This window comes from Allobosea sp. P4_E12 (assembly GCF_056401655.1).
Genome location: NZ_JBFUIY010000003.1, coordinates 338,258 through 357,459, shown reverse-complemented (window position 1 = coordinate 357,459; position 19,202 = coordinate 338,258). Strand labels below are relative to the sequence as shown.

The 19,202-nt window shown below is 61.6% G+C and carries 22 protein-coding genes and 2 pseudogenes; 9 read left to right on the top strand and 15 right to left on the bottom strand.

Annotated elements, in window-relative coordinates:
• Positions 1-7: 7 nt before the first annotated feature.
• The 4 genes from paoC to AC1DW9_RS05515 form a co-directional block, all read right to left on the bottom strand.
• On the bottom strand, positions 8-2,215 hold the full coding sequence (paoC, locus tag AC1DW9_RS05530; protein ID WP_476855044.1) for an aldehyde oxidoreductase molybdenum-binding subunit PaoC: 2,208 nt from the start codon (positions 2,213-2,215) through the stop codon (positions 8-10).
• A 4-nt stretch (positions 2,216-2,219) separates the two neighbouring features.
• Positions 2,220-3,170, bottom strand: a complete 951-nt coding sequence (locus tag AC1DW9_RS05525) for an FAD binding domain-containing protein (protein ID WP_476776194.1) — start codon at positions 3,168-3,170, stop codon at positions 2,220-2,222.
• Entirely contained in the window at positions 3,167-3,820 is a 654-nt protein-coding gene (gene paoA, locus AC1DW9_RS05520) for an aldehyde dehydrogenase iron-sulfur subunit PaoA (RefSeq protein ID WP_476776193.1), read from the bottom strand. The genes AC1DW9_RS05525 and paoA overlap by 4 nt, the downstream gene beginning before the upstream one ends.
• A 314-nt stretch (positions 3,821-4,134) precedes the next feature.
• Positions 4,135-4,425 carry a hypothetical protein gene (locus AC1DW9_RS05515; protein WP_476776192.1) on the bottom strand — a complete coding sequence of 97 codons (291 nt, stop codon included), beginning with the start codon at positions 4,423-4,425 and terminating at the stop codon, positions 4,135-4,137.
• 371 nt (positions 4,426-4,796) lie between these two features.
• On the opposite strand from AC1DW9_RS05515, the gene AC1DW9_RS05510 reads away from it, so the two are divergent.
• Positions 4,797-4,925 carry a hypothetical protein gene (locus AC1DW9_RS05510; protein WP_476776191.1) on the top strand — a complete coding sequence of 43 codons (129 nt, stop codon included), beginning with the start codon at positions 4,797-4,799 and terminating at the stop codon, positions 4,923-4,925.
• A 369-nt stretch (positions 4,926-5,294) separates the two neighbouring features.
• Here AC1DW9_RS05510 and AC1DW9_RS05505 read toward each other — a convergent pair whose 3' ends face one another.
• Positions 5,295-5,657 (bottom strand): hypothetical protein, encoded by a 363-nt coding sequence (locus tag AC1DW9_RS05505; RefSeq protein WP_476776190.1) that lies wholly within the window; start codon positions 5,655-5,657, stop codon positions 5,295-5,297.
• 1,738 nt (positions 5,658-7,395) lie between these two features.
• Between AC1DW9_RS05505 and AC1DW9_RS05500 the strand changes: the two genes are divergently transcribed.
• On the top strand, positions 7,396-8,181 hold the full coding sequence (locus tag AC1DW9_RS05500) for a class I SAM-dependent methyltransferase (protein ID WP_476855043.1): 786 nt from the start codon (positions 7,396-7,398) through the stop codon (positions 8,179-8,181).
• Between the two features lie 232 nt (positions 8,182-8,413).
• On the opposite strand, the gene AC1DW9_RS05495 is transcribed toward AC1DW9_RS05500, so the two are convergent.
• From AC1DW9_RS05495 to AC1DW9_RS05480, 4 genes are all read right to left on the bottom strand, one after another.
• The gene (locus AC1DW9_RS05495; protein ID WP_476776234.1) at positions 8,414-9,067 is read right to left on the bottom strand and encodes a DedA family protein; all 654 of its coding nucleotides are present in this window, start codon (positions 9,065-9,067) and stop codon (positions 8,414-8,416) included.
• Positions 9,068-9,203: 136 nt separating this feature from the next.
• Positions 9,204-9,710, bottom strand: coding sequence for a cupin domain-containing protein (locus AC1DW9_RS05490; protein ID WP_476776233.1), 507 nt, complete (start codon positions 9,708-9,710; stop codon positions 9,204-9,206).
• Positions 9,711-9,929: 219 nt separating this feature from the next.
• The gene (locus tag AC1DW9_RS05485; protein ID WP_476776188.1) at positions 9,930-10,172 is read right to left on the bottom strand and encodes a DUF6894 family protein; all 243 of its coding nucleotides are present in this window, start codon (positions 10,170-10,172) and stop codon (positions 9,930-9,932) included.
• A 435-nt stretch (positions 10,173-10,607) separates the two neighbouring features.
• Entirely contained in the window at positions 10,608-11,033 is a 426-nt protein-coding gene (locus tag AC1DW9_RS05480; RefSeq protein WP_476776187.1) for a DUF1236 domain-containing protein, read from the bottom strand.
• Positions 11,034-11,278: 245 nt separating this feature from the next.
• Here AC1DW9_RS05480 and AC1DW9_RS05475 point away from each other — a divergent pair, with 245 nt between their 5' ends.
• Together AC1DW9_RS05475 and AC1DW9_RS05470 are read left to right on the top strand one after the other, a co-directional pair.
• On the top strand, positions 11,279-11,632 hold the full coding sequence (locus AC1DW9_RS05475) for a hypothetical protein (RefSeq protein ID WP_476776186.1): 354 nt from the start codon (positions 11,279-11,281) through the stop codon (positions 11,630-11,632).
• Between the two features lie 149 nt (positions 11,633-11,781).
• Positions 11,782-12,398: pseudogene (locus tag AC1DW9_RS05470) on the top strand (aldo/keto reductase); the annotation flags it as partial.
• Between the two features lie 147 nt (positions 12,399-12,545).
• On the opposite strand, the pseudogene AC1DW9_RS05465 reads toward AC1DW9_RS05470, so the two are convergent.
• The 3 genes and pseudogenes from AC1DW9_RS05465 to AC1DW9_RS05455 all read right to left on the bottom strand — a co-directional run.
• Positions 12,546-12,741, bottom strand: a pseudogene (locus tag AC1DW9_RS05465) (arsenical-resistance protein); the annotation flags it as partial.
• Positions 12,742-12,814: 73 nt separating this feature from the next.
• Positions 12,815-14,329, bottom strand: a complete 1,515-nt coding sequence (locus AC1DW9_RS05460; RefSeq protein ID WP_476776185.1) for a DUF1236 domain-containing protein — start codon at positions 14,327-14,329, stop codon at positions 12,815-12,817.
• 253 nt (positions 14,330-14,582) lie between these two features.
• Positions 14,583-14,855: a hypothetical protein gene (locus AC1DW9_RS05455; RefSeq protein ID WP_476776184.1), complete on the bottom strand. Its 273-nt coding sequence runs from the start codon at positions 14,853-14,855 to the stop codon at positions 14,583-14,585.
• Between the two features lie 161 nt (positions 14,856-15,016).
• Here AC1DW9_RS05455 and AC1DW9_RS05450 point away from each other — a divergent pair, with 161 nt between their 5' ends.
• Positions 15,017-15,364 carry a hypothetical protein gene (locus AC1DW9_RS05450; protein ID WP_476776183.1) on the top strand — a complete coding sequence of 116 codons (348 nt, stop codon included), beginning with the start codon at positions 15,017-15,019 and terminating at the stop codon, positions 15,362-15,364.
• A gap of 365 nt (positions 15,365-15,729) precedes the next feature.
• Positions 15,730-16,434 carry a Crp/Fnr family transcriptional regulator gene (locus AC1DW9_RS05445; protein ID WP_476776182.1) on the top strand — a complete coding sequence of 235 codons (705 nt, stop codon included), beginning with the start codon at positions 15,730-15,732 and terminating at the stop codon, positions 16,432-16,434.
• Between the two features lie 9 nt (positions 16,435-16,443).
• Here the strand turns inward: AC1DW9_RS05445 and AC1DW9_RS05440 are convergent, their stop codons facing one another.
• A complete protein-coding gene (locus AC1DW9_RS05440; protein ID WP_476776181.1) occupies positions 16,444-16,683 on the bottom strand; it encodes a DUF6894 family protein in 240 nt (79 codons plus the stop codon).
• Between the two features lie 183 nt (positions 16,684-16,866).
• Here AC1DW9_RS05440 and AC1DW9_RS05435 point away from each other — a divergent pair, with 183 nt between their 5' ends.
• The gene (locus AC1DW9_RS05435; protein WP_476776235.1) at positions 16,867-17,082 is read left to right on the top strand and encodes a hypothetical protein; all 216 of its coding nucleotides are present in this window, start codon (positions 16,867-16,869) and stop codon (positions 17,080-17,082) included.
• On the opposite strand, the gene AC1DW9_RS05430 is transcribed toward AC1DW9_RS05435, so the two are convergent.
• The gene (locus tag AC1DW9_RS05430) at positions 17,028-17,333 is read right to left on the bottom strand and encodes an ATP dependent DNA ligase (protein ID WP_476855042.1); all 306 of its coding nucleotides are present in this window, start codon (positions 17,331-17,333) and stop codon (positions 17,028-17,030) included. The genes AC1DW9_RS05435 and AC1DW9_RS05430 overlap by 55 nt on opposite strands.
• Before the next feature lie 649 nt (positions 17,334-17,982).
• Here AC1DW9_RS05430 and AC1DW9_RS05425 point away from each other — a divergent pair.
• Together AC1DW9_RS05425 and AC1DW9_RS05420 are read left to right on the top strand one after the other, a co-directional pair.
• Positions 17,983-18,318, top strand: coding sequence for a hypothetical protein (locus tag AC1DW9_RS05425; RefSeq protein ID WP_476776179.1), 336 nt, complete (start codon positions 17,983-17,985; stop codon positions 18,316-18,318).
• Between the two features lie 38 nt (positions 18,319-18,356).
• A complete protein-coding gene (locus AC1DW9_RS05420; RefSeq protein ID WP_476776178.1) occupies positions 18,357-18,566 on the top strand; it encodes a hypothetical protein in 210 nt (69 codons plus the stop codon).
• Here the strand turns inward: AC1DW9_RS05420 and AC1DW9_RS05415 are convergent.
• The gene (locus AC1DW9_RS05415; RefSeq protein WP_476776177.1) at positions 18,560-18,979 is read right to left on the bottom strand and encodes a hypothetical protein; all 420 of its coding nucleotides are present in this window, start codon (positions 18,977-18,979) and stop codon (positions 18,560-18,562) included. The genes AC1DW9_RS05420 and AC1DW9_RS05415 overlap by 7 nt on opposite strands.
• Between the last annotated feature and the right edge of the window lie 223 nt (positions 18,980-19,202).

Below are 19,202 nucleotides of genomic sequence, written 5' to 3'. Positions count from 1 at the left end.
GCCATGCTCACGGCATTTCGGGTAACTGATAAATGAGCTTATCCAGCGTGATCGGGTAATCGCGCACGCGCACGCCCGTGGCATTGTAGATCGCATTCGCGACCGCGGCGGCGACCCCGCAAATGCCGAGTTCGGCGACCCCTTTGGCCTTCATCGGCGATGAGATCGGGTCCTCTTCGTCGAGAAAGATAACGTCCTGATGCGGAATGTCGGCATGAACCGGAACCTCATAGCTTGCGAGGTCGTGATTGACGAAGAAGCCGGTGCGTGTGTCGACGACCAGTTCCTCCGTTAGGGCGGCGCCGACGCCCATGGTCATGGCTCCGATCAATTGGCTGCGTGCCGTCTTCGGATTCAGGATGCGGCCACAGGCGCAGGCGGCGAGCATACGTCTGACACGGGTCTCGCCTGTGGCTGCATCGACGCCGACTTCGACAAAATGCGCGCCGAACGTCGATTGCTGATACTTTTTTGCGAGGTCGCCATACTCGATGCTGTCCTCGGCCACGAGGCCGCTTGCACCAGCGGCCTCGGCGAGCGACGCACTTCGATTGCCCAGGCGGACCTGTCCATCGGCGAACACAGCTTCCGCGGAATTGAAGCCGAGCCTCTGGGCCACAGCCTCGCGCAGCTTGACGCAAGCGGCATAGACACCGGCGGTCGAATTGTTGCCGCCCCATTGCCCGCCCGAGCCACAAGAGACCGGAAAGGTCGAGTCGCCGAGGCGGACGGTCACTTTCGCGACCGGCAAGCCCATCATCTCCGCCGCGGTCTGGGCAATGATGGTGTAGCTGCCGGTGCCGATGTCCGTCATGTCGGTTTCGACCGTCACGGTGCCATTGCCGTCGAGGTGAACGCGTGCCGCCGACTTTGTCAGCAGATTATTGCGAAAGGCGGCGGCGACACCCATCCCGACAAGAAAGCGTCCATCGCGCCCTCGGCCCGGCTGGGGCTGACGCTTGCTCCAACCGAACCGTTCCGCGCCGGTACGCAGGCATTCGACGAGATGACGCTGTGAGAACGGGCGCTCCGGATGCTCAGGGTCGACTTTGGTGTCATTAAGGATGCGGAACTCTACCGGATCTTGCCCGAGCTTCTCCGCCATTTCATCGATGGCAATCTCGAGTGCCATCATCCCCGATGCCTCGCCCGGCGCACGCATCGCGTTCCCTTCAGGGAGGTCGAGCACCGCTAGCCGCATTGAGGTCATGCGGTGGGGCCCGGCATAGAGCAGGCGCGTCTGGCTCACCGCTGTTTCCGGATCACCACCCGGCAGGTCGCCAGACCAGCTTTCGTGGCCGATCGCAGTGATCTTGCCGTCCCGCGTGGCACCGATGCGGATGCGCTGGATCGTTGCCGGTCGGTGCGTCGTGTTGTTGGCTATGAGCGGGCGAGTCAAGGCGACTTTGACCGGCCGCCCGGCCGCTCGCGCGCCGAGCGCCGCCAACAGCACGTCGGCGCGCAAGAACAGCTTTCCGCCGAAGCCGCCGCCAATGAATGGCGACAAGACGCGGACCTTGTCCTTGGGAATACCGAGCGTCTGCGCGAGATCGGCGGCCGCCCAGGCAATCATTTGATTGGACGTCCAAACCGTGAGCCTGTCCCCGTCCCAGGCTGCGATCGAGGCATGAGGTTCCATCATCGCGTGCGACTGATCGGGCGTCGTGTAAGTCTCGTCGAGCTGGATGGGCGCGGCGGCAAACGCAGCAGTAAAATCTCCGACTGAGGTATCGGCCGGTCCGCCGAAGCCCGGTTTGGGGGTGCCAGCCGAACTCTTCGCAGCAGTGAGGTCGAAGGCGCCCTCGGTCTGTGCATAGTCCGTCTGGATCAGATGCGAGGCGGCGCGCGCCTGCTCGAATGATTCCGCGACGACGAGTGCAACCGCCTGATGGTAATGCTCGATGGCAGGGCCACCGAGCAAGGCCGCGGTGTTCCGGTTTCCCTTGCCGAGTTTGCCCGCGTTCTCCGCGGTGACGATCGCGAGCACGCCGGGCGCGGCCTTCGCTTCCGCAAGATCGATCGAGGCGATGCGTCCCTTCGCGATCGCCGCGCCTACAACGTAGCCATAGGCCTGGTTCGGCACGACATCGTGTCGTTCATAGGCGTAGGGCGCCGTACCCGTCGTCTTGAGCCGGCCGTCGATCCGATCGGTGGGCTGACCGATCACCTTGAGCTGGTCAATCGGATTGGTCGTTGCTGGGGTGTCGAACCTCATGACGCTAGCCTCGTGCTTCGGCCAGAACGGCGCCAAGGGTGCGCTCGATCAGCGGCAGCTTGAATGCGTTCTGTCGGGTTGGGGCGGCGCCGGCGAGAAGTTGCGACGCAATCGCCTTGGCGCCGCGCGGCAATTCGGCTTCGGCCGCCTCGACACGCCATGGCTTGTGGGCCACGCCGCCGAGCGCCACGTGCCCGCTACCGTCTCGCTGAACGATCGCGCCGATCGAAACCAATGCGAAGGCATAGGAGGCGCGGTCGCGGACCTTGCGATAGATCTGCCGGCCGCCGACGGGCTTCGGCAACGTGACCGCAGTGATCAGTTCTCCGAGCATGAGTTCGTTCTCGATCTGGGGAGTGTCGCCGGGCAATCGATAGAACCCGGCGATGGGAATGCTCCGAGCTGTGCCGTCCGCGCGCAGCGTCTCCACCGTCGCGTCGAGCGCGCGCATGGCCACGGCCATGTCGCTCGGGTGCGTCGCGATGCAGGCGTCGCTCGCGCCCAGGATCGCGTGATTGCGCGTGAATCCGCCGATGGCGGCGCAGCCGCTGCCAGGCTGACGTTTGTTGCACGGCTGGTCGATGTCATAGAAATACGGACAACGTGTACGCTGAAGCAGGTTGCCCGCGGTGGTTGCCTTGTTGCGCAGTTGGCCGGAGGCTCCGGCGACCAATGCGCGTGTGAGCAGGGGATAGTCGCGTCGCACGCGCACATCTGATGCCAGATCGGTGTTTCGCACTAGCGCCCCGATGCGCAAGCCACCGTCAGGCGTGGCCTCGATCTTGTCGAAGGCGAGGCCGTTCACGTCGACCAGGTGTATGGGCGTTTCAATCTCAAGCTTCATGAGATCAAGCAGATTGGTGCCGCCGGCGATGAATTTGGCGGCCGGGACACGTGTGGCTGCGGCGACTGCTTCGGCTGGCGAACCTGCACGTTCATAGATGAAGGACTTCATGCTTTCCTCCCAGCCACCTCGCTGATGGCGTCTATGATGTTGGGATAGGCGGCGCAGCGGCAGATGTTGCCGCTCATGCGTTCCCGGAGCTCTATGGGCGTCAACTCCGGGTCAGCCATCAGATCAGCAGTGACATGGCTTGGAATGCCCGCCTTGATCTCCTCGATCACTGCGACCGCCGAGCAGATTTGGCCGGGCGTGCAATAACCGCATTGATATCCGTCATGTTTCACGAAGGCGGCCTGCATCGGATGCAGATTCTCGGGCCTGCCCAGCCCCTCGATGGTCGTGATGCTGTCGCCCTCGTGCATCACCGCCAGCGTGAGACATGAATTGATCCGACGGCCCTCCGCGATCACCGTGCACGCACCGCACTGGCCGTGATCGCAACCCTTTTTGGTTCCGGTCAGATGAAGATGCTCACGAAGCGCGTCGAGCAGCGTGGTGCGCACATCCAGCCTGAGCTTGCGCATCTCGCCATTCACGACCATCGAGACGTCCGAATTGGAAGTGGGGGCTTGCATCGCCGATCTTTCGGCGGTTGGAGGCGCCGCGGCTTGTGCCAGGGAAGGAACGCCAAGCGCCGCAGATGCGGCTCCGGCGATCAACAGGTCCCGCCGCCTGAGTTCGTGGTCGCGGTGGCTTTGCATTTGATGTTCCCATCCCTCGCGCTGGCGCCGCAGCGGCTGAACACCCCTTCGGCTGAGAACAAAACAACCAAGCGATGGTTCCTGCCGATTCCGTCAGTTCCCTTACGTGTCCGGGCGTGTGACCTCGCGGGGGGCGCTGTTGATCCGGTGGTCTTTGCTACCAAATACCGTCGGGTCAAACGGTCGTAGGCGAGATGACGGCGTGACTGGCCCAAATTGCGGAGTGAGGCCGGGCCATCGAGCGCGCGCCTCACTCTTTGTTCGATTGGCAGGCCTACCCTGCCCAACCCGATTTGGGCTCGATGTCAGACGGACTAGTCGAGTTCGTCGACTTTCGTGGTTCCAGATGCGCCAGCAGCGCCAGTGGCTTTCTTTCCAGCCTTGGCTCCAGCGCTGCCATGCCCGCTGACGCCTGCCTTGACGCGTGGGGCCACGACCTCAGCGTCGACATCGGCATTTCCGCTGGCTGAGGTCGCGGGACCGCCGATTTTGCCCTGTGCCTTGCCGCGAGTCTGGTTATCGACCGAGACGCCCTGCGCCAGAGCAGGCCCTGCAAGTGCGGCAGACATCGCAAGCACAATCGCGGACAATTTCACGCCATTCATCGGCTTCTCCTAGTCTGAATGCGCGACGGTATCGGTATTGGTGCGCCGCTCGCCTGGAACAATTGGACCGCCGCGCCAGGTCGGTACGAACGACGCAGGCCCATGCAAACGGCGCAGCATGACCATTGTTCGGAGTTTCTGGGGTGATTTCCCGAGTCCGGTGCCGTATTGCGGCCCCGCATGTGGCAGTGATCAATCCCTGGCCCACAGGGGCGGGCGCTTCGAATTTTTCACCGTTTGGATAGGCGGCTGTTCGGATTTAAGTGTGGAATCACTGGTTTGACCGCGACAACACACGAGGATCGCTTCGCCCGCTTGGACGAGTCCGGATGGGGTGAGAACCAGAAAACCCCAACACTAAGGACATGAAGATGAAGAAGCTCGCATTCGTCGCGGTCGCTCTGGCCCTAAGCGTCAGCGCTGCCTCCGCAGCGCCGCTCGAAGGCACCTACTCGGGGACCGTCTCGCAGTCGAACGGCAGCACCTTCGAGCAGACCTAAGCCGTCTCAAAGGTCACCTCAAACTCGGCCACGGTCACCGGCACAACCAGCCAGGGCAGCGGCACTGTGACCGCTCGTCGCGACGGCAACAGCCTGACATTCGGCAAGCAGACGATCGGACGCTGACGATCAACGGCAACACCGCCACCCTGACCGGCCGGAACTCGTCCAACGGCGCGACCCTGCAAGGCACTCTGACCAAGCGCTGATCCCGCCGGTGCGGGAAAGACACAGCGGGCGGCGGCCTAGCTGCCGTCGCGATCGAGCCAGGATTTAGGTGTAACTTCCACACTTAAATCCGAATAGCCGGATAGGCTCATTGGTCGAATGACCTGCGACGTCGCAGAGCCAGGAGCGACCACATGGCGATCAGCTCGCCCGTTTTGCAACGATGGTCAGCATGCCGTCTTCACCGAGCTGGGCAACGACCACGTCCCGTGATGTGAAGCCCTTCGCCGCGAGCGCCGATTTCAGCTCCGGCTCATTCTCTATGGCCGCTTGCAATTGCTGGATCTCGTCAGCCGAATGATTTGTCCGTACCTGGTTGACCTGCACCTGGGCCTCGGCCGGAAGCGCAGCGAGATCGACGACGCTCACCGATTTGATAGTTGCTCGGCCCGAGCCCTGTTGCGGTGATGCAGACGGAGGCGTGGGCTGCGATAGACCCTGCGCATTCGCGCTGCCTGCCAGAATGAACGTAGCGCCGACCACAGTTGTTATGATCTTTCGCATCGGATTTCCTTCCATGAGCTGTGGATAGGCGTCCAATTTCATAACGCGAATGCGGTCAGAGGCTGAAGCTGATCTGGTCATTTAGTGACCATATGGCGGCAGGGCTGCGCGTCTGGACTATCGACCTTTCACGGTAGGTCTCTTCGCCGCCGTCGATGCCAAGATTCGGGGACGACGATCCGGAAAATCCGATGAGCCTGCGGGGCTTGTCCAGGGAAGGCCGGGTCCAGAATGCCCTCGCCGCCGCCCGGGGCGCCCTATCAGCACCAGACCATCAATCCCCGCTGAAATCCTCCGGGAGACTCAGGGTGGTTTACGCCGACCGAACCCGACCGTCATCTCGCCCCTCCGGCCTCCCGCACTTCGGCCGGGAGGGGATTATTCTGTCTCCGGGTCTTGAATCGCCGTGATCAGTCGCACGAGGCTGACGACATTGCGATGTGCGCAATTGAACACGGCCAGCGAGGCCGCCGGACTATCAGGCCTTCCAAGCGCCGTGCTGGCTTCAACGGCGGCATGGGTGAGTTCGGCGTAGAGCGCTCGCATTCTGTCAAGCATCGCCGCCGACGGTTGGGTGGCCCGAGATTCCGGCGTGAGCCTCCCGACCCTGCCTTCCTGACTTGTTTGGAGCCTTCCCACGGTATTTTGCCGTCGCTGTCCAGCCCTCTCGTCGTCGCCGTTAGGCGGATAGGCCCCAGCCGGACGGGAGACCGGGTTATGGCCAGTCCGATCATGAGGACCACGGGGGGTAACACTTGAACTGAGCTTCTGCGGGTTCATGGCTGGCCTCTCTTCGGTGACGTGGCTCGGATGGATGCATGCCCCTTTGCGGCATCTAGAGAGATTTCCGCCACGCTCGCGCGAACCGCGAAGTCCAACCATTGGCGGCTCACAGCGACATAAGTGGAGCGAGTAAGATCGGATTGTGATGGATGCGATCGGACGTTGGGGGACCGCCCCAGGGGGCGTCGACGACGGCGCCGGCTGGCCTTGCTTAAGCAGGCATAGCGCATGACATGACAGGCGCGCGGGCGTTCACGATCGGCGCCGATTGTGCATCGGGGCATTGGTCAATCTTGTGCTCAGCACGGCTACGGGTTTGACCTCAATCGGTTACGCTCAAAGGGGGGCTTGATCATCCTGCGAATGAACGAAGTCGGCCGACTTCGGACCTCGAGCGGCCCCCGTCGATATTTCGCCTGCGAACTGTTCCAGACTCGGCAGCACTGCAAAGCTTGGCCAATCAAAGCGGGACGAATTGCGCGCGCTGATCAGGCGAGCGCTGCCGTCCACCGTCCATCCGACGCGACTGCATCGTCTGGTCGAATTGCCACGGCCGCGCCGGAATGCCGGATTCATCCTTCGTTCGGAGGATGCCGGGCTTCGGCTTGGCGCGTACCAGAGACAGCCTTGGCTTGCTGGGCGCAGTTGACCTTTGAAACCGAAGCCCCGAGGTGGAGCCCTCGTTTCTCGTGCGACCGGACGCCGACCGTGGGCGCCTCGGCTCGAGACCGTCGCATGCGTCTCGATGACCGGAGGGTCGCATTGAGGCGAGAGCTCGGGCTCAGCGGCAACCGGGCGGCCTCGATGAGTACGCAGGATGCCAGTTCGGGCGCCCCGCTTGCCCCGTTGTCAGCAGCGTTCCAACAGATCCCAACGCCTGGAGCGCATGGCGAGGATAGCAATGCCCCGAGCGCATCCGCGAGAGGTAATCGGCGGTTCAGCCTGGGAGATTGCGATGTCGGTCGTTCAAATGCGTCCACGCCCTGACGATGTCCCTGATCACTCGACGGCGGCCGAAGTCGAGCGCATCAAATCCGCCTATGCGGAATATGCGGAAAGGGATCGCGGAAATCCGGAGAATGAGAGACGCCCCGGACGCCTGCGCATGGTGCGCGATCGCGATGTCGCCCTGTACGGGTTGCTTGATCGGGAAGCGGCCACACCCCTTGAGCAATATCGGGTCCTCGACCTGGGCTGCGGGACGGGAGATCTGGTCCGCCGATTGCAGCGCTACGGTTTTCCCAACGACCGCCTGTTCGGGATCGACCTGCTGCCGGAAGCCCTCGCGACCGCCCAACGGAAATGCCCGGACGTATCGTTCACGGAAGCCAATGCGGAGAATGTGCCGTTTCCCGACCAGCATTTCGATTTCATCCTGGTCTTCACGGTGTTCTCCTCGATCCTGAGCCCCCTGATGGCCAGGAACGTGGCGCGCGAGATCAATCGCGTCCTGWCYCCGAACGGGGTGATCATCTGGTATGACATGCGYTAYCCCAATCCCTGGAACCGCAATGTCAGGGCCATGACACGSCGCCACATCCAGGACCTGTTTCCCGAGTTCGAGAGYGAACTGGCCTCGAAAACGCTGATTCCYCCCATYGCMTACCGYCTCGGCCCGCTCACTGAGCCGCTCTATCCGGCGCTGACGATTTTCCCCGCGTTTCGATCGCACTATTTCGGCATGCTGCGCCGGGCGTCCGCTGGCCGAACGTCGCTGCTTGGGGACAGCCTTGGAGTCTGATGCGAAGGGTGTGACGACGCTCGGTCCTCGGGGGGGTCCGGGTAGAGGCCGTAGAACTATCCGGCCTGCGAGTGCATCTAGGGCCGTTCCCCGAGTTGGGTCGGCGCTCGCTCGGTCCGTAGCTGATGATCCGGATGCTGACCATTGGCTCCCGGCTGGGTTGGGCGGAGAGCGGGCCATTGCGCCGGCGAAACCCGAGGGATGTCCGGGCGCGCCCGATCGGTTGCGTGACTTAGGACCCCTGCGTCGATGGGGGCGACAGGGCAGCGCTCGCCCGCTCCTCCAATTCCCTCTCATGATGTCGTAGGAAGACGACGCCGGCCACGACCAGGCCGGTTGCGCATGCCAGGATAAGCAGGCTTATCGGTCCTGCGACCAGCTTGATCTTCTCGCCGAACAGATAAGCGGCGCCGCCAAACAGTGCGGACCAGGTCACCCCTCCAAGCGCATTCATGAGAAGAAAATGCAGCCACGGCATGCGGTTGGCTCCGGCGAGGAGAGCGGCAAAGGTGCGAAGAAGAGCGACGAAGCGGCCGAAGAAGACGATCTTGCCGCCGTGCCGCAGAAACAAATACTGGCCAACCTTGAGCCGTGCCTCGTTGATGCCAACGTATCTGCCGTAGCGCACGATCAATCGAAGCCCAATCGATCGGCCAATAAGGTACCCGATGTTGTCGCCGACGATGGCAGCTATAGCGGCAACGGTCAGCACCGGGAGAATACCGATTCCATGGGTCGAGCCGGCGTAGAGAGCAGCCGTCACCAGCGCGGTTTCCCCCGGCATCGGCACCCCCATGCTCTCAAGCATTACCACGGCAAAGAGCACCCATAGGCCATCAGCCTGCATGAGGTCCTGAATCCACGCGGGTGATAAAATGTCCAACATGAGCACCTACAAGATGCCTGTAAGGAAGCGATCGGACCGCGTGCGCACCCAATAGGCAAATCGGACCTGCGCAGCAGCGTCGCCCTGCGCGAGCCCTTGAGCTGCCATGGGCAAACCCGCCAGGTTTGAGTTTTGCTTACAAGTTGTCGGCCCAATGCTGCGTTAGGGGACCATCCTGTCCATTAACGGGATCCATTGACGGAAAGCGCAACCGCGCCATGGCTTCGCGAATCGTGGCGGTTGGTGCGCCGCGAATGATGTCACCGCTCTGACCGGGCGGGTAGGCTCCAATCACCAGGAAGTTGCTGGAGGCATTGCCACGGCAATGTCCGGTGCCAGCCGGGAGCAGCAACACGTCGCCGGCTCGGACTGATAAATTCCGTCCCTTTGGCCCACCGAGCATCACCTCTGCTGAGCCAGCCGCAATGCCGAGAACTTCGTGCCCCTGCGAGTGATAATGGAGAAAGTCGTAAATTCCATTTCGCCACTGCGCCTGCCAGCCGTTCGCGCCGAAGCGCGCCTCCATGGCAGTCGCGAGATCTTCCGTATCTCCCGGGAATGCGGCGTCATAGACGATTACGGGCAAGCGCGGGTTGTTGGGCACCCACTCGTGCTCCGCGAGGTGAATAGCCGTCGTCGAGATCGTTGCCATGGCCGTGGCGTTCTCCTGGTGAACGAAGACCGCGTGGTAACGCGAGCGTTTCACAAAAGTTCGCCCAACGCCCAGGGCGAGGACATCCGATCCAAGGCGCGACAATGACTCGGCCGCCATGACCGACGGCCGCTCGGTCAACTCGAAATTGGGCTATGAGGTCGCCGGGTACGAGGGCGCACAGCCGATGCTCGCCGCGCAGCACGGCCCTCAATACGGCTTCAGGGGCCGGATTTCCAGCTCCAGCCCGTCCACCACGGCACCGCTGTCATCTCGAACGACCAGAGCGACCTTGGCAGGTCCAGGCGGTAGTTCGCCTACCATTTCCCGCAGTGCATCATCTGCGGCTTCTCGCGCCGCCTCGACGCTCGGCAACTCAAGGGCGGCGTCAGGCTCGAGCATATTCTGTCGTTCCTTGCCGTCCCGAATGGCTGAGAAGTGGAATCGCTTCATGTGCTGACCTCCAATGGTTAGCCAATGCAGAGCTGTGCCAATGCTCAGTGAGGGTTTGGATTCGCAGGTCACACACGCCAGACACGCGCGAGCTCGAAGTCGAGTGCGGGCCTGCCATAGGTGCAAGCATGTGGAGGCGGCCCCATAATAGCGACCGTAGCCACGTCCATGGTCCCAATGGCGCGATCCGTGCGTGTGGCCCTCGTATCCGTGGTCACCCTTTTGATCTGCTCAACGTGGTCGGGCGTCCCGAGGGTCGTCAGACCTGCCACGGAGGCGGCTTGTGCCTGCCACGGGCTTGCGCCGGAGCGCTGAAGGCGGCGGTAGCCGCGACAGCAGCGGCGAACAGGATTGGCCGTAACATGGCGCTCCTTCCGGTTGATCAGGGTGAACCCGATCGAATGGAGCCCACCTGCCAGGGTGGGCTCCAGTTGATCATTCAATGATCTGAACGATCTTGCGGGTCTTCGGCTCGACCAGAACGGTCTGGTCGTTGACCACGGTGTAGCGATACTCGGTCTTGCCGTAGCGAGCCGGAACCTCGCGATAGGTTACCGTGTCGGGCAGCGTTGCGCCGACGACCACCTTCTCGCGATAAGCCACCGATGGCACCTTCTGTTCCCTCACATAAGTGCGGAACTCGGTGCGCTGGTCGGCCGCGATTCCGCCGACAATCGCGCCCGCAGCAGCGCCGCCGACTGCACCCACCGCAGCCCCCGCAGGTCCGCCGACGATCGCGCCGCCGACCGCCCCTGTCGCCGCGCCGCTCGCGGCTCCACCGGCCGCGCCAGAGTTCGACTGCGAGAACGCGGTCGCCGGAACGACGGCGAGCGCGGCGACCAGAACAAGATTCTTGATCATGGTTCTTCTCCCTTTGATGGCCCCTGCCGCAAATCTAAACGGCTGGCTGGATCGCGTGTTCCATGAATAACCGTTCATAATTAGGGAATTAGCGGGTAACTGCCCGTGTTGGGCTTGCTTAGGGTTATGCCGCCACCGCGTCGTTCCTGCTTCAATTCTTAACGCGAGCGGGTGCTTGCCCGGTGGAACCTTGGTGCGACGGCGACGTATTGATTGAACAAGGCAAGGATTTGGGGGAGGCCGCGATGATCTCGCAGTTTGCAGCGCTGGTGATCCCGAGCGCGGTCTTCCTAGCCAACCACGCACAGCCGGACGCGGACGTATCCTACATCTGCAACTTCGCCGGTGGTGTGATCGTGATCGAGCATCCACAGCCGACGGGTCGAGTGACCGTTCAAATCGACGGCGAGGCGCGGCCCTACATCCTGGACCAGCAAAAACTGATGCCAATGGAAGCCGGGCTGCCGACGTACTATTTCCAGTCAGAATTGAAGCGCTGGAAACTGCTGGACGAGCGCGGCGAAACTCTCGAAACAACAGTTTGCAAGACGGGAGTTCCATCCAGCGCAGCCAGATCGACCGGCTCGCATCACGACTGAGACGCTGAGGGCGACCTTAGCCCGGCCCAGGCGGCAGTTCTCAGACCATTTCGCGCAAGGCTTCGTCTGCGGCTTGGCGGGCCCCTTGGACGCACGGCAGCTCCAGCGCTGCGTGCGGCTCCAGCATATTCTGGCGATTTTCGCCGTGCCTCTTCATTACGACCAAGCTCTGGAACGCCGACCAGGGCTTCGATTCCACCCTCAGGCGTTCGATGCCAGCCTTCAGCGCCTCGGCCTCGACTATGTCGATCTCTACTTGATCCACTGGCCGGCCCCGAGCCGTGATCTCTACGTCGATATCTGGAAGGCCTTCATTCGGTTGAAGCAGGAAGGCCGAGCCAAGTCGATCGGCGTCTCGAACTTCACCACCGAACATCTCGATCGGCTCCCCGGGACACCGGCGAGAAGCCCGTTTTGAATCAGATCGAGCTTCACCCGCGCTCCAGCAAGAGGCACTTCGCGAGGCGCATGCCGAACGCGGCATCGCGACGGAATCGTGGAGCCCACTGGGGCAGGGCCAGCTTCTCGAGGATCCCGTCATGGGCGAGATCGCGAGGAAGCATGCGAAGACCCCGGCTCAGATCATCATCCGCTGGCACATCGACAGCGGCCTGATCGTGACCCAAAATCGGTTACTCCGAGCCGGATCACGGAGAATTTCGATGTCTTCGGCTTCGAACTCGATGAGCAGGATATCGCCGCCGTGAACGGCCTGGATCGGTCCGATGGCCGGATCGGGCCGGACCCGATGTCTGCGGCGTTCTGACGTTGAACTGCGCGCAGGCTGTCAGTGGTGCGTGAACGTGCCGCTGAACGCAGAGTTGATCGTACTGTCGACGAGGCGGCTTGCCGAAGCCAATGCGTACAGGCGCTGCCTCAACCGCAGTGCCGCCTCGTTCTTCCAGGGAACCGCCGCGAGTTCGAAGAAATTGCTCGCGCCGATCAGAGCCCGGCCCGGCCCACGCAATGCGCCTCGCCGGTCATGCGGTTGAAAGATAGGCGAGGCCCGAGTTAAAATAGACCTGGATCAGGATCGGCGCCGCGAGCATCGCTATGATGAGCGGTTGAGCCAGGATTTGCTCGCCCGGGAAGCCGAACAGCAGCACGAGTGGGCAGACGCTATCTGGGGGAGCGGATGCGGCAATCGATGTGGGCGCATCGATTGCCGCATGGCATCATCGGTCATTCAATGATGTCAACGACCTCGCGGCTCTGGGGCTCGACGATCAGGACATCGTCGCCGATAAGCGTATAGTGGTAGCCGCGAAGCCTTTGGTCGCGCTCCTCCACCTCGGGGGGAAGCGGATGAAGGACGACCTGACTTGGCAGGACGGCTCCCCGCAGGCCATCGATTCCCTGAACCTCACCTGGTTTGGCGTTGCCCAAGATGATTCGCGCGATGTCATGTCGATCACCGGAATGCTGCGCCTGGCCAGAGAGCGCGCCGGTGGTTTTTGGAGCTGCGGAGGCCGACCGCGACGCGCTCTTGTCGACGACCTCGACGATGCGATGCGTCCCCGGCTCGACGATCGCGACTTCATCGCTCTCCGTCATGACATACTGATACCCGCGCCAATCTGGATGGCCTTCGACCAGCTCGACCGGAAGGTCATAGAAAGGCGCGCTCTCGGGCAGGATGACCCCTTGCCGAAAGACGATCTCACCCGGCCGGCGCCAACGCCTTACATCGCGCCGGGTTTCGAAAACAGCGTAGATATCGACGGTCCCTGCTCGGCCGCCACTCCGCTCGATCACCTCGACGATGCGCCTGCTGCGCGGGTCGACAATGATGATCTCCCGTTCGGAGACCGTGTAGCGATAATCGCGGTATTGCGGCCTGATGGCAGCAATGTCGCGAGGCAGCGGCTGGAGATGCACACGAGACGGCAGCGCAGCGCCGACCGATACGGAGACGCCCAGATTCTGCTCGGGCCGAATCTCTTTGCGTTCGACACGCTCGCACACCGTATCGGCGATCCGCCGATTGTCGGAATCGACAGGCGGTCGTTCGGCGTTCTGGCTTCCGGTCGACGCTCGATTTTCTGCGGGCGCAGGACCGGCCGTTCCGGGCTGCGCCGCACTGGGGCGTTGCGCAGTGGAGCCCGGCCGCTCTTCGTTTTGCCGACTCGGCGCCGGTCGCGCCGTGTTCGAATTCGGGGTCGGCGCGGGCCGTGCCGTATTCGGATCCTGGGTCGACGCAGGTCGCGCCGTGGTGGGATCGGTGGGGCGGCGATCTGGACGCTGAGGCTGCGCGCTTTCATGCGAATCGGGCCCGCGGTTGCTCGGCTGAGCCCGATCGGTGTCCCTTCGGCCATTTCGTTCGTCTTGCCGCTGGGCGCCCCGATCGCGCTCTTCAGGTTGCGCTCTCCGCAACTCTTGCGGAGCACGCGTGTCCGAAGGTTGAATCGGTCGCTCCCGCTCAGCTTGCTCGCGCTCGCGAGGCAACTGACCCCGCGGCGTTTCCGGACCACGAGGTTGTTCGATCTGAGCACCGCGTCGTTCGCCCGGCGACTCGTCGCGGCGCTGTGCGCCCCCAACGTCGCTCCCAGGAGCGCGCGGGGCCACATCGGCTTGCGCCGGTCTTTCGGCGCGACTGCGCGGCATTTCATCGGGCTGACCGACGGTCGCTGGCTGCGCGCAGGCCAAACCTGAATGGGCAGCAAAAGCGATAGCCGCTATTCCTGTGAACCGCATCATGGGAACTACTCCCTGCTAATTTTTGGACGGTTACTCCGTTGGCTAGCAACCGGGTTTTCGGAGGTCGTCGGTCAGGAGTGGGCGCGCAATTCCAATTTGCGGACAAATAGCGACTACACCGCGGGTGGGATAACAGACATTTGCCCTCACAGCGCCGTTTGACGTCGACCGCGCTACTGAAAGGGTCGAACATCACTTGGCGCTTGAAGACAAACCCGAAAAGATCGAACTGAGCCAACTGGTTGGGGCTCTGTCATTCCATCCCAGTGAGATGGCCTACAGCACTAATCGCATCATCAATCTCCTGCTCAATCTCAACCGCAAGCACGCGGTATTCCTCCGCGCGTACGCGCCCCGCTGGAGAAGTGATTTTCGACCAATGGGCCGCCGCTTCGCACGCCAGATCATACTCTTCGAGCAGGTCCGGCAGTGCCGAGATGCGGTCGCATTTAATCGGCAAGTCCGAGCGGTTTAGCGGCCGACGGAGCATGAGCCGTGCAAGCCCGCGCTTCTGTGCGTCGTTCATGTGGCTAACAGGGGAAGGGTGTCTCTGGCGTTCCCGTCTTTCGGACAATCCGCCTACGAAACATGCCTCCCGATTCTCAGTCGGGAATTAACGAATGTTAATGAGCGAATGCGGGAGACCATGGTCCTTTGATCTTGCAAGGGAGAAAACAGGAGATCGTTGTGAAGCGCATCGACCCGACCACCGTGCTCCTTGTCCCGTGGTACGAGCGCAAAGATTTCGAGAAGATACGGGACATAAGCCAAGGCGAACGCCTTCCGGGCACCTATGACGCATGGCTCGACAATGCTTTTCGCGATATGCGCCGGTTGCTGGCGCAAGGGTGCGCCCTGAAGATCGTCACTATTCACCTCGACGATTATTACGCTTGGCTAGCGAATGAGGCTGAAGTGGATTCGGCCGCAGCGCGGAGCCGCTATATTCAAGAACAATCAACCGTTGGCAGCCAATTGTCCGGCCCCACGGTGCAAACCGCCGCGCCCTGGCCCGGCTTTCCCACCGCTCATTGAAGCGCTCAGTTGATGTTCACCCGGGAAAGATGGTTGGTGAACCGAGACGGTTTGAGTTTGGTGGTGAAGACGCTGGACGCGCGGGCCGTTTATTAGCCAACAGATAGAAGTAACTCCGCCAGAGTAAGGGTGCGATCAGCGGCCTCGGGCTTCATTGCCCGGCACTCCCGCACTCTTGAAAATACCTTGGCGGGGACGCTGTTTAGCTTCAATCATAACTTAGGTTAAGGTCGAGTGATAACCTGCGACGGAGCGTCTTCTTACGAATTTTGATTAGTTCGGCTTATCGGTGACCGCGATTCCCGCTCTCGCCCATAGGGGAGGGACGGGCAATGCCAAACAGGCCGGACAGGCTGCTCGACGCATTGCGGCGCAAGATCGACGGCGTCGTCCCCCTCGGTTCCGAAGAAGTCGATGCGATCCTTACCCTCTCGACTGTCGTGCGCCAGGTTCGCGCCGGAGCCGAGATCGTGCGCGAAGGGGATCACCCCACGCAATCGTGCCTTATTCTCGAAGGCATTGGCTATCGCTTCAAGATTGTTGGCGAGGGCGCAAGACAGATCTTCTCCTTTCATATTCCTGGCGATATCCCCGACCTTCAAAGCCTCTATCTTGAACGGATGGACCATAGCCTGGCGGCCCTGACGAACAGCACGGTCGCCTATATCCCTCATCGGTCGCTTTACCACCTCTTCGCAACCCACCCGCGCGTCGCTGGTTTCTTCTGGCGCGAAGCGCTGATCGATAGCTCCATCTTTCGGGAATGGATCAGTAATATCGGCCGCCGCTCGGCACCCAGTCGGATTGCCCACGTCATCTGCGAGCTTTACGTGCGCTTCCGGACAATCGGGGTTGTGGTCGAGTTGACCATGCCTTTTCCCTTCACCCAGACGGTGCTTGCCGACGCGCAGGGCATGTCGACCGTCCATGTCAATCGCATCATGCAGGATTTGCGCTCGGCCAAACTCATCCGTGTCGGCCGCAAGGAACTCACCATCCTGGATTGGCCGGGGCTCGTCGAACTCGCTGATTTCCAGGATGATTATCTTCATCTGCGGGCGGCCGCCTGAGCCCCGCCATCACGTGCCGGTGATGCTGCCTTCGAATATGATCGTGGCGGCATAGATCCTGCTGCCCTCGCCATTGCGGACCGATACAGACAGACGTCGCCGGCCGGTCAACCGAGGTTGGTCGCGAGCCATGTCGTGCAATGTTTTATACGCGGCCTGAATAGCGGTTTCCGCATCGGAAAACTCGAACCCGTGCCGGTCGATGACTTCGCGCGCACCGTCGTCGCTGTCGATGAAGAATATCGTCACCGCGATCGCTCGCCTTTCAGGCCGCCCGCCCGACCAATGCGGCCCGGCGCTCACGCCTTTCCGACAGAATTGCAAGCAAACGCGCCCGACTCATTAACAAAGGTGAATGTCTGCGTTTCCAGACAATATTAGCTCAGCATCTGGAGGCAACAAAAGGCAGCATGCCACGGAAGGAGCAATCCCATGACCGCGGTATCCGCACTCAAACCGGAAACACCGACTGTCTGCATCATCTGCCATGAGGACTATCGCTATGCGCTTCAGCGCGTCGGGCAGTTGGAAGATGCAAAGCGCAATCAAGTAGAGACCCTTGAACTCGAAATGCTCAAGACCGCGATCGCAGCTTATGAGGAGCGGAAAGAGTTGCGGACCGGGGCAACCAGGCAGTCCGCAATGTGAAAGCTGATGTTCACTGGGAAAGGCGTGCTGGTGGCGAAGGGTGGTTTGCGCCCGTTTTTCGTCATTTGCAGTGCAGGCTTATCGATCACGAGCGCGTCGAGCTGCTTCYGCAGCGCTGTCGCGGACCGATCCGTGAAGCCGGTGCCCACGGCTCCGACATAGGAGAGCTGATCTCTTTTTCGGGCCGCGAGCAGCAGCCGGCCGATTCCGTCCAGCGCCGATGCTCTTTCGCTTCGCGATGATGCCCTCAAGGCTCATAAACACAGGCGACGGCGAGAAAGGCTTCGCCATCTGCGTCTACCTCTTCGCTCAGACTGATCCCGGGACCGGCGCCTCCTTTGATCTTGATGAGCCATTCCCGGCGCTCGTCCAGGCTGTTGCCCGGAAGTCGACCCCATTGAGGTAAAGGATCGAACGCATACAACACCGCAAGTTCCGCTCGGCGCTTCCCGCCGCGGCCGCCCAGCGCAATTTGTAGGGCGGAGAAATCGGACGCGCCTCCCAACCGCTTCCCATCTAGGATCGCGCTCTCGACCGGGAGTGTCTTTGCCGCGGCGACGATGGTAGCCGTCCCATTTGACCTCGAAGGCCCATCGTTCGCCGCTGGGAGGCTTCGTCGCGAGCTTTGCAAGACAGGGCTCGATGCGGTCCGGCCTTCAAGCAGAGAAGAAGCTGCGCTGACGACTACCGACGGCGAGATATTCGGCCCTCGCAGGACAACCGAGCCTCAGCCTGAACGCAGAACACGACGCGCGCACAGAACAGCTCAACACTGAGGGGACGGGAATCGTTCCGGCCGCAGCACTCGCCCTTTCCGAGGAAGTGCAAAAATAAACATTTGATAAGGTTTCGCCAAAAGCAGGGTCATATCATTCCCCTCTGAAAACAGGGGTTGCCGTGATGTCGACCTTCAGCAGCGTAGTGTTTTTGCCCTGGTTGGGACCGGCTGATTATATCTGCCTCCGCCAGATGAAAGATGGCGATTATCTACCGCCCACATATCAAGACTGGCTGACGCGGGCAGTGGCCCAGGCGATGGATCTGCTGGCCAGCGGTTGTTCGGCCCAGATCGTCAACCTGAAAATTGAAGACTACTTCGATTGGCTACACCAGCATTGCCTGCCCGATACGGCAGAGGCGCGGGCCCAATATCTCTCACATGTCGCCCACGAGGTCGGCTGTGAAGTGGAAAATGTGTGCTGGCCGTGGCCGGTTAGACCCAACGCAGCAGCATGACGCTGCATGATCGAAGCGGAAAGTGAGGACATCGCAAAATGATGCTGTCGGAAAACTTCAATTTCACCGTGACGAAGCTGAAGCAGATGATCATCAGTGGCGACGCCGGCGAGGGCGCGGTGGTTTTCCTCGAAACAGATACAGAGGCCACACTTGAACTTCTGATAGGTCCCGATGTCTTGGCCGCTTTGGAGGTGGTTCTGGCCAAAGCCGCCGCCGTTCACGCGAAGCATCACCCCGTTCAGTGATCTTCCAGGTCAGGAGAGCAGCGGCATGCGTCCGTCGATTGCGTCACATCGCGAAGCTTGTGCGGGTCCAAGGCAAAAGCCTCGGCAAAAGCCCGGGCCCAATCCTCGTCTGTGAAAAGGATCACGATTCCGGAGCCAATAATAATCTTCACCTGATGGGCGACATCGCCTTCCGTGAGCCACGCATCAATTTCGTCAAGGCGAGATAGAAAACCTGGCCCGCCGATCGGGACGAGGATCTCGTATTTCCACACTCGGGAACCTTCAGCCGGGAATGCACTCATCACACTGCCAAGCCCCCAGTCGCTGCCTGCCCGCCCTCTGAGCAAGGATGCGCCTGATGTCCAGTCCACGAAGTCAGAAGGCGAGCCCCACAAGAGCGCCTCTATGATCGCACGTGCAAACCCGCCCATTCAGCGCCCCGCCCCAAGGTTGGGCGTGACTCCGCAAATGCTAGCACCGGTGAGGAAATGGGCAAACACCAGCGACGCACGCGGGCGGAGGGAACTTATTGCTCACCCCCGAATTTTGGGGGTCTATAGCGGGATGATGACGGCGTGGCGGCGCCCCCGATGAAACCAAAACAAGGGAACAGGGAGCCGCCGCATGGGTTTTATCTCGCAGAGCGTCAGAGAA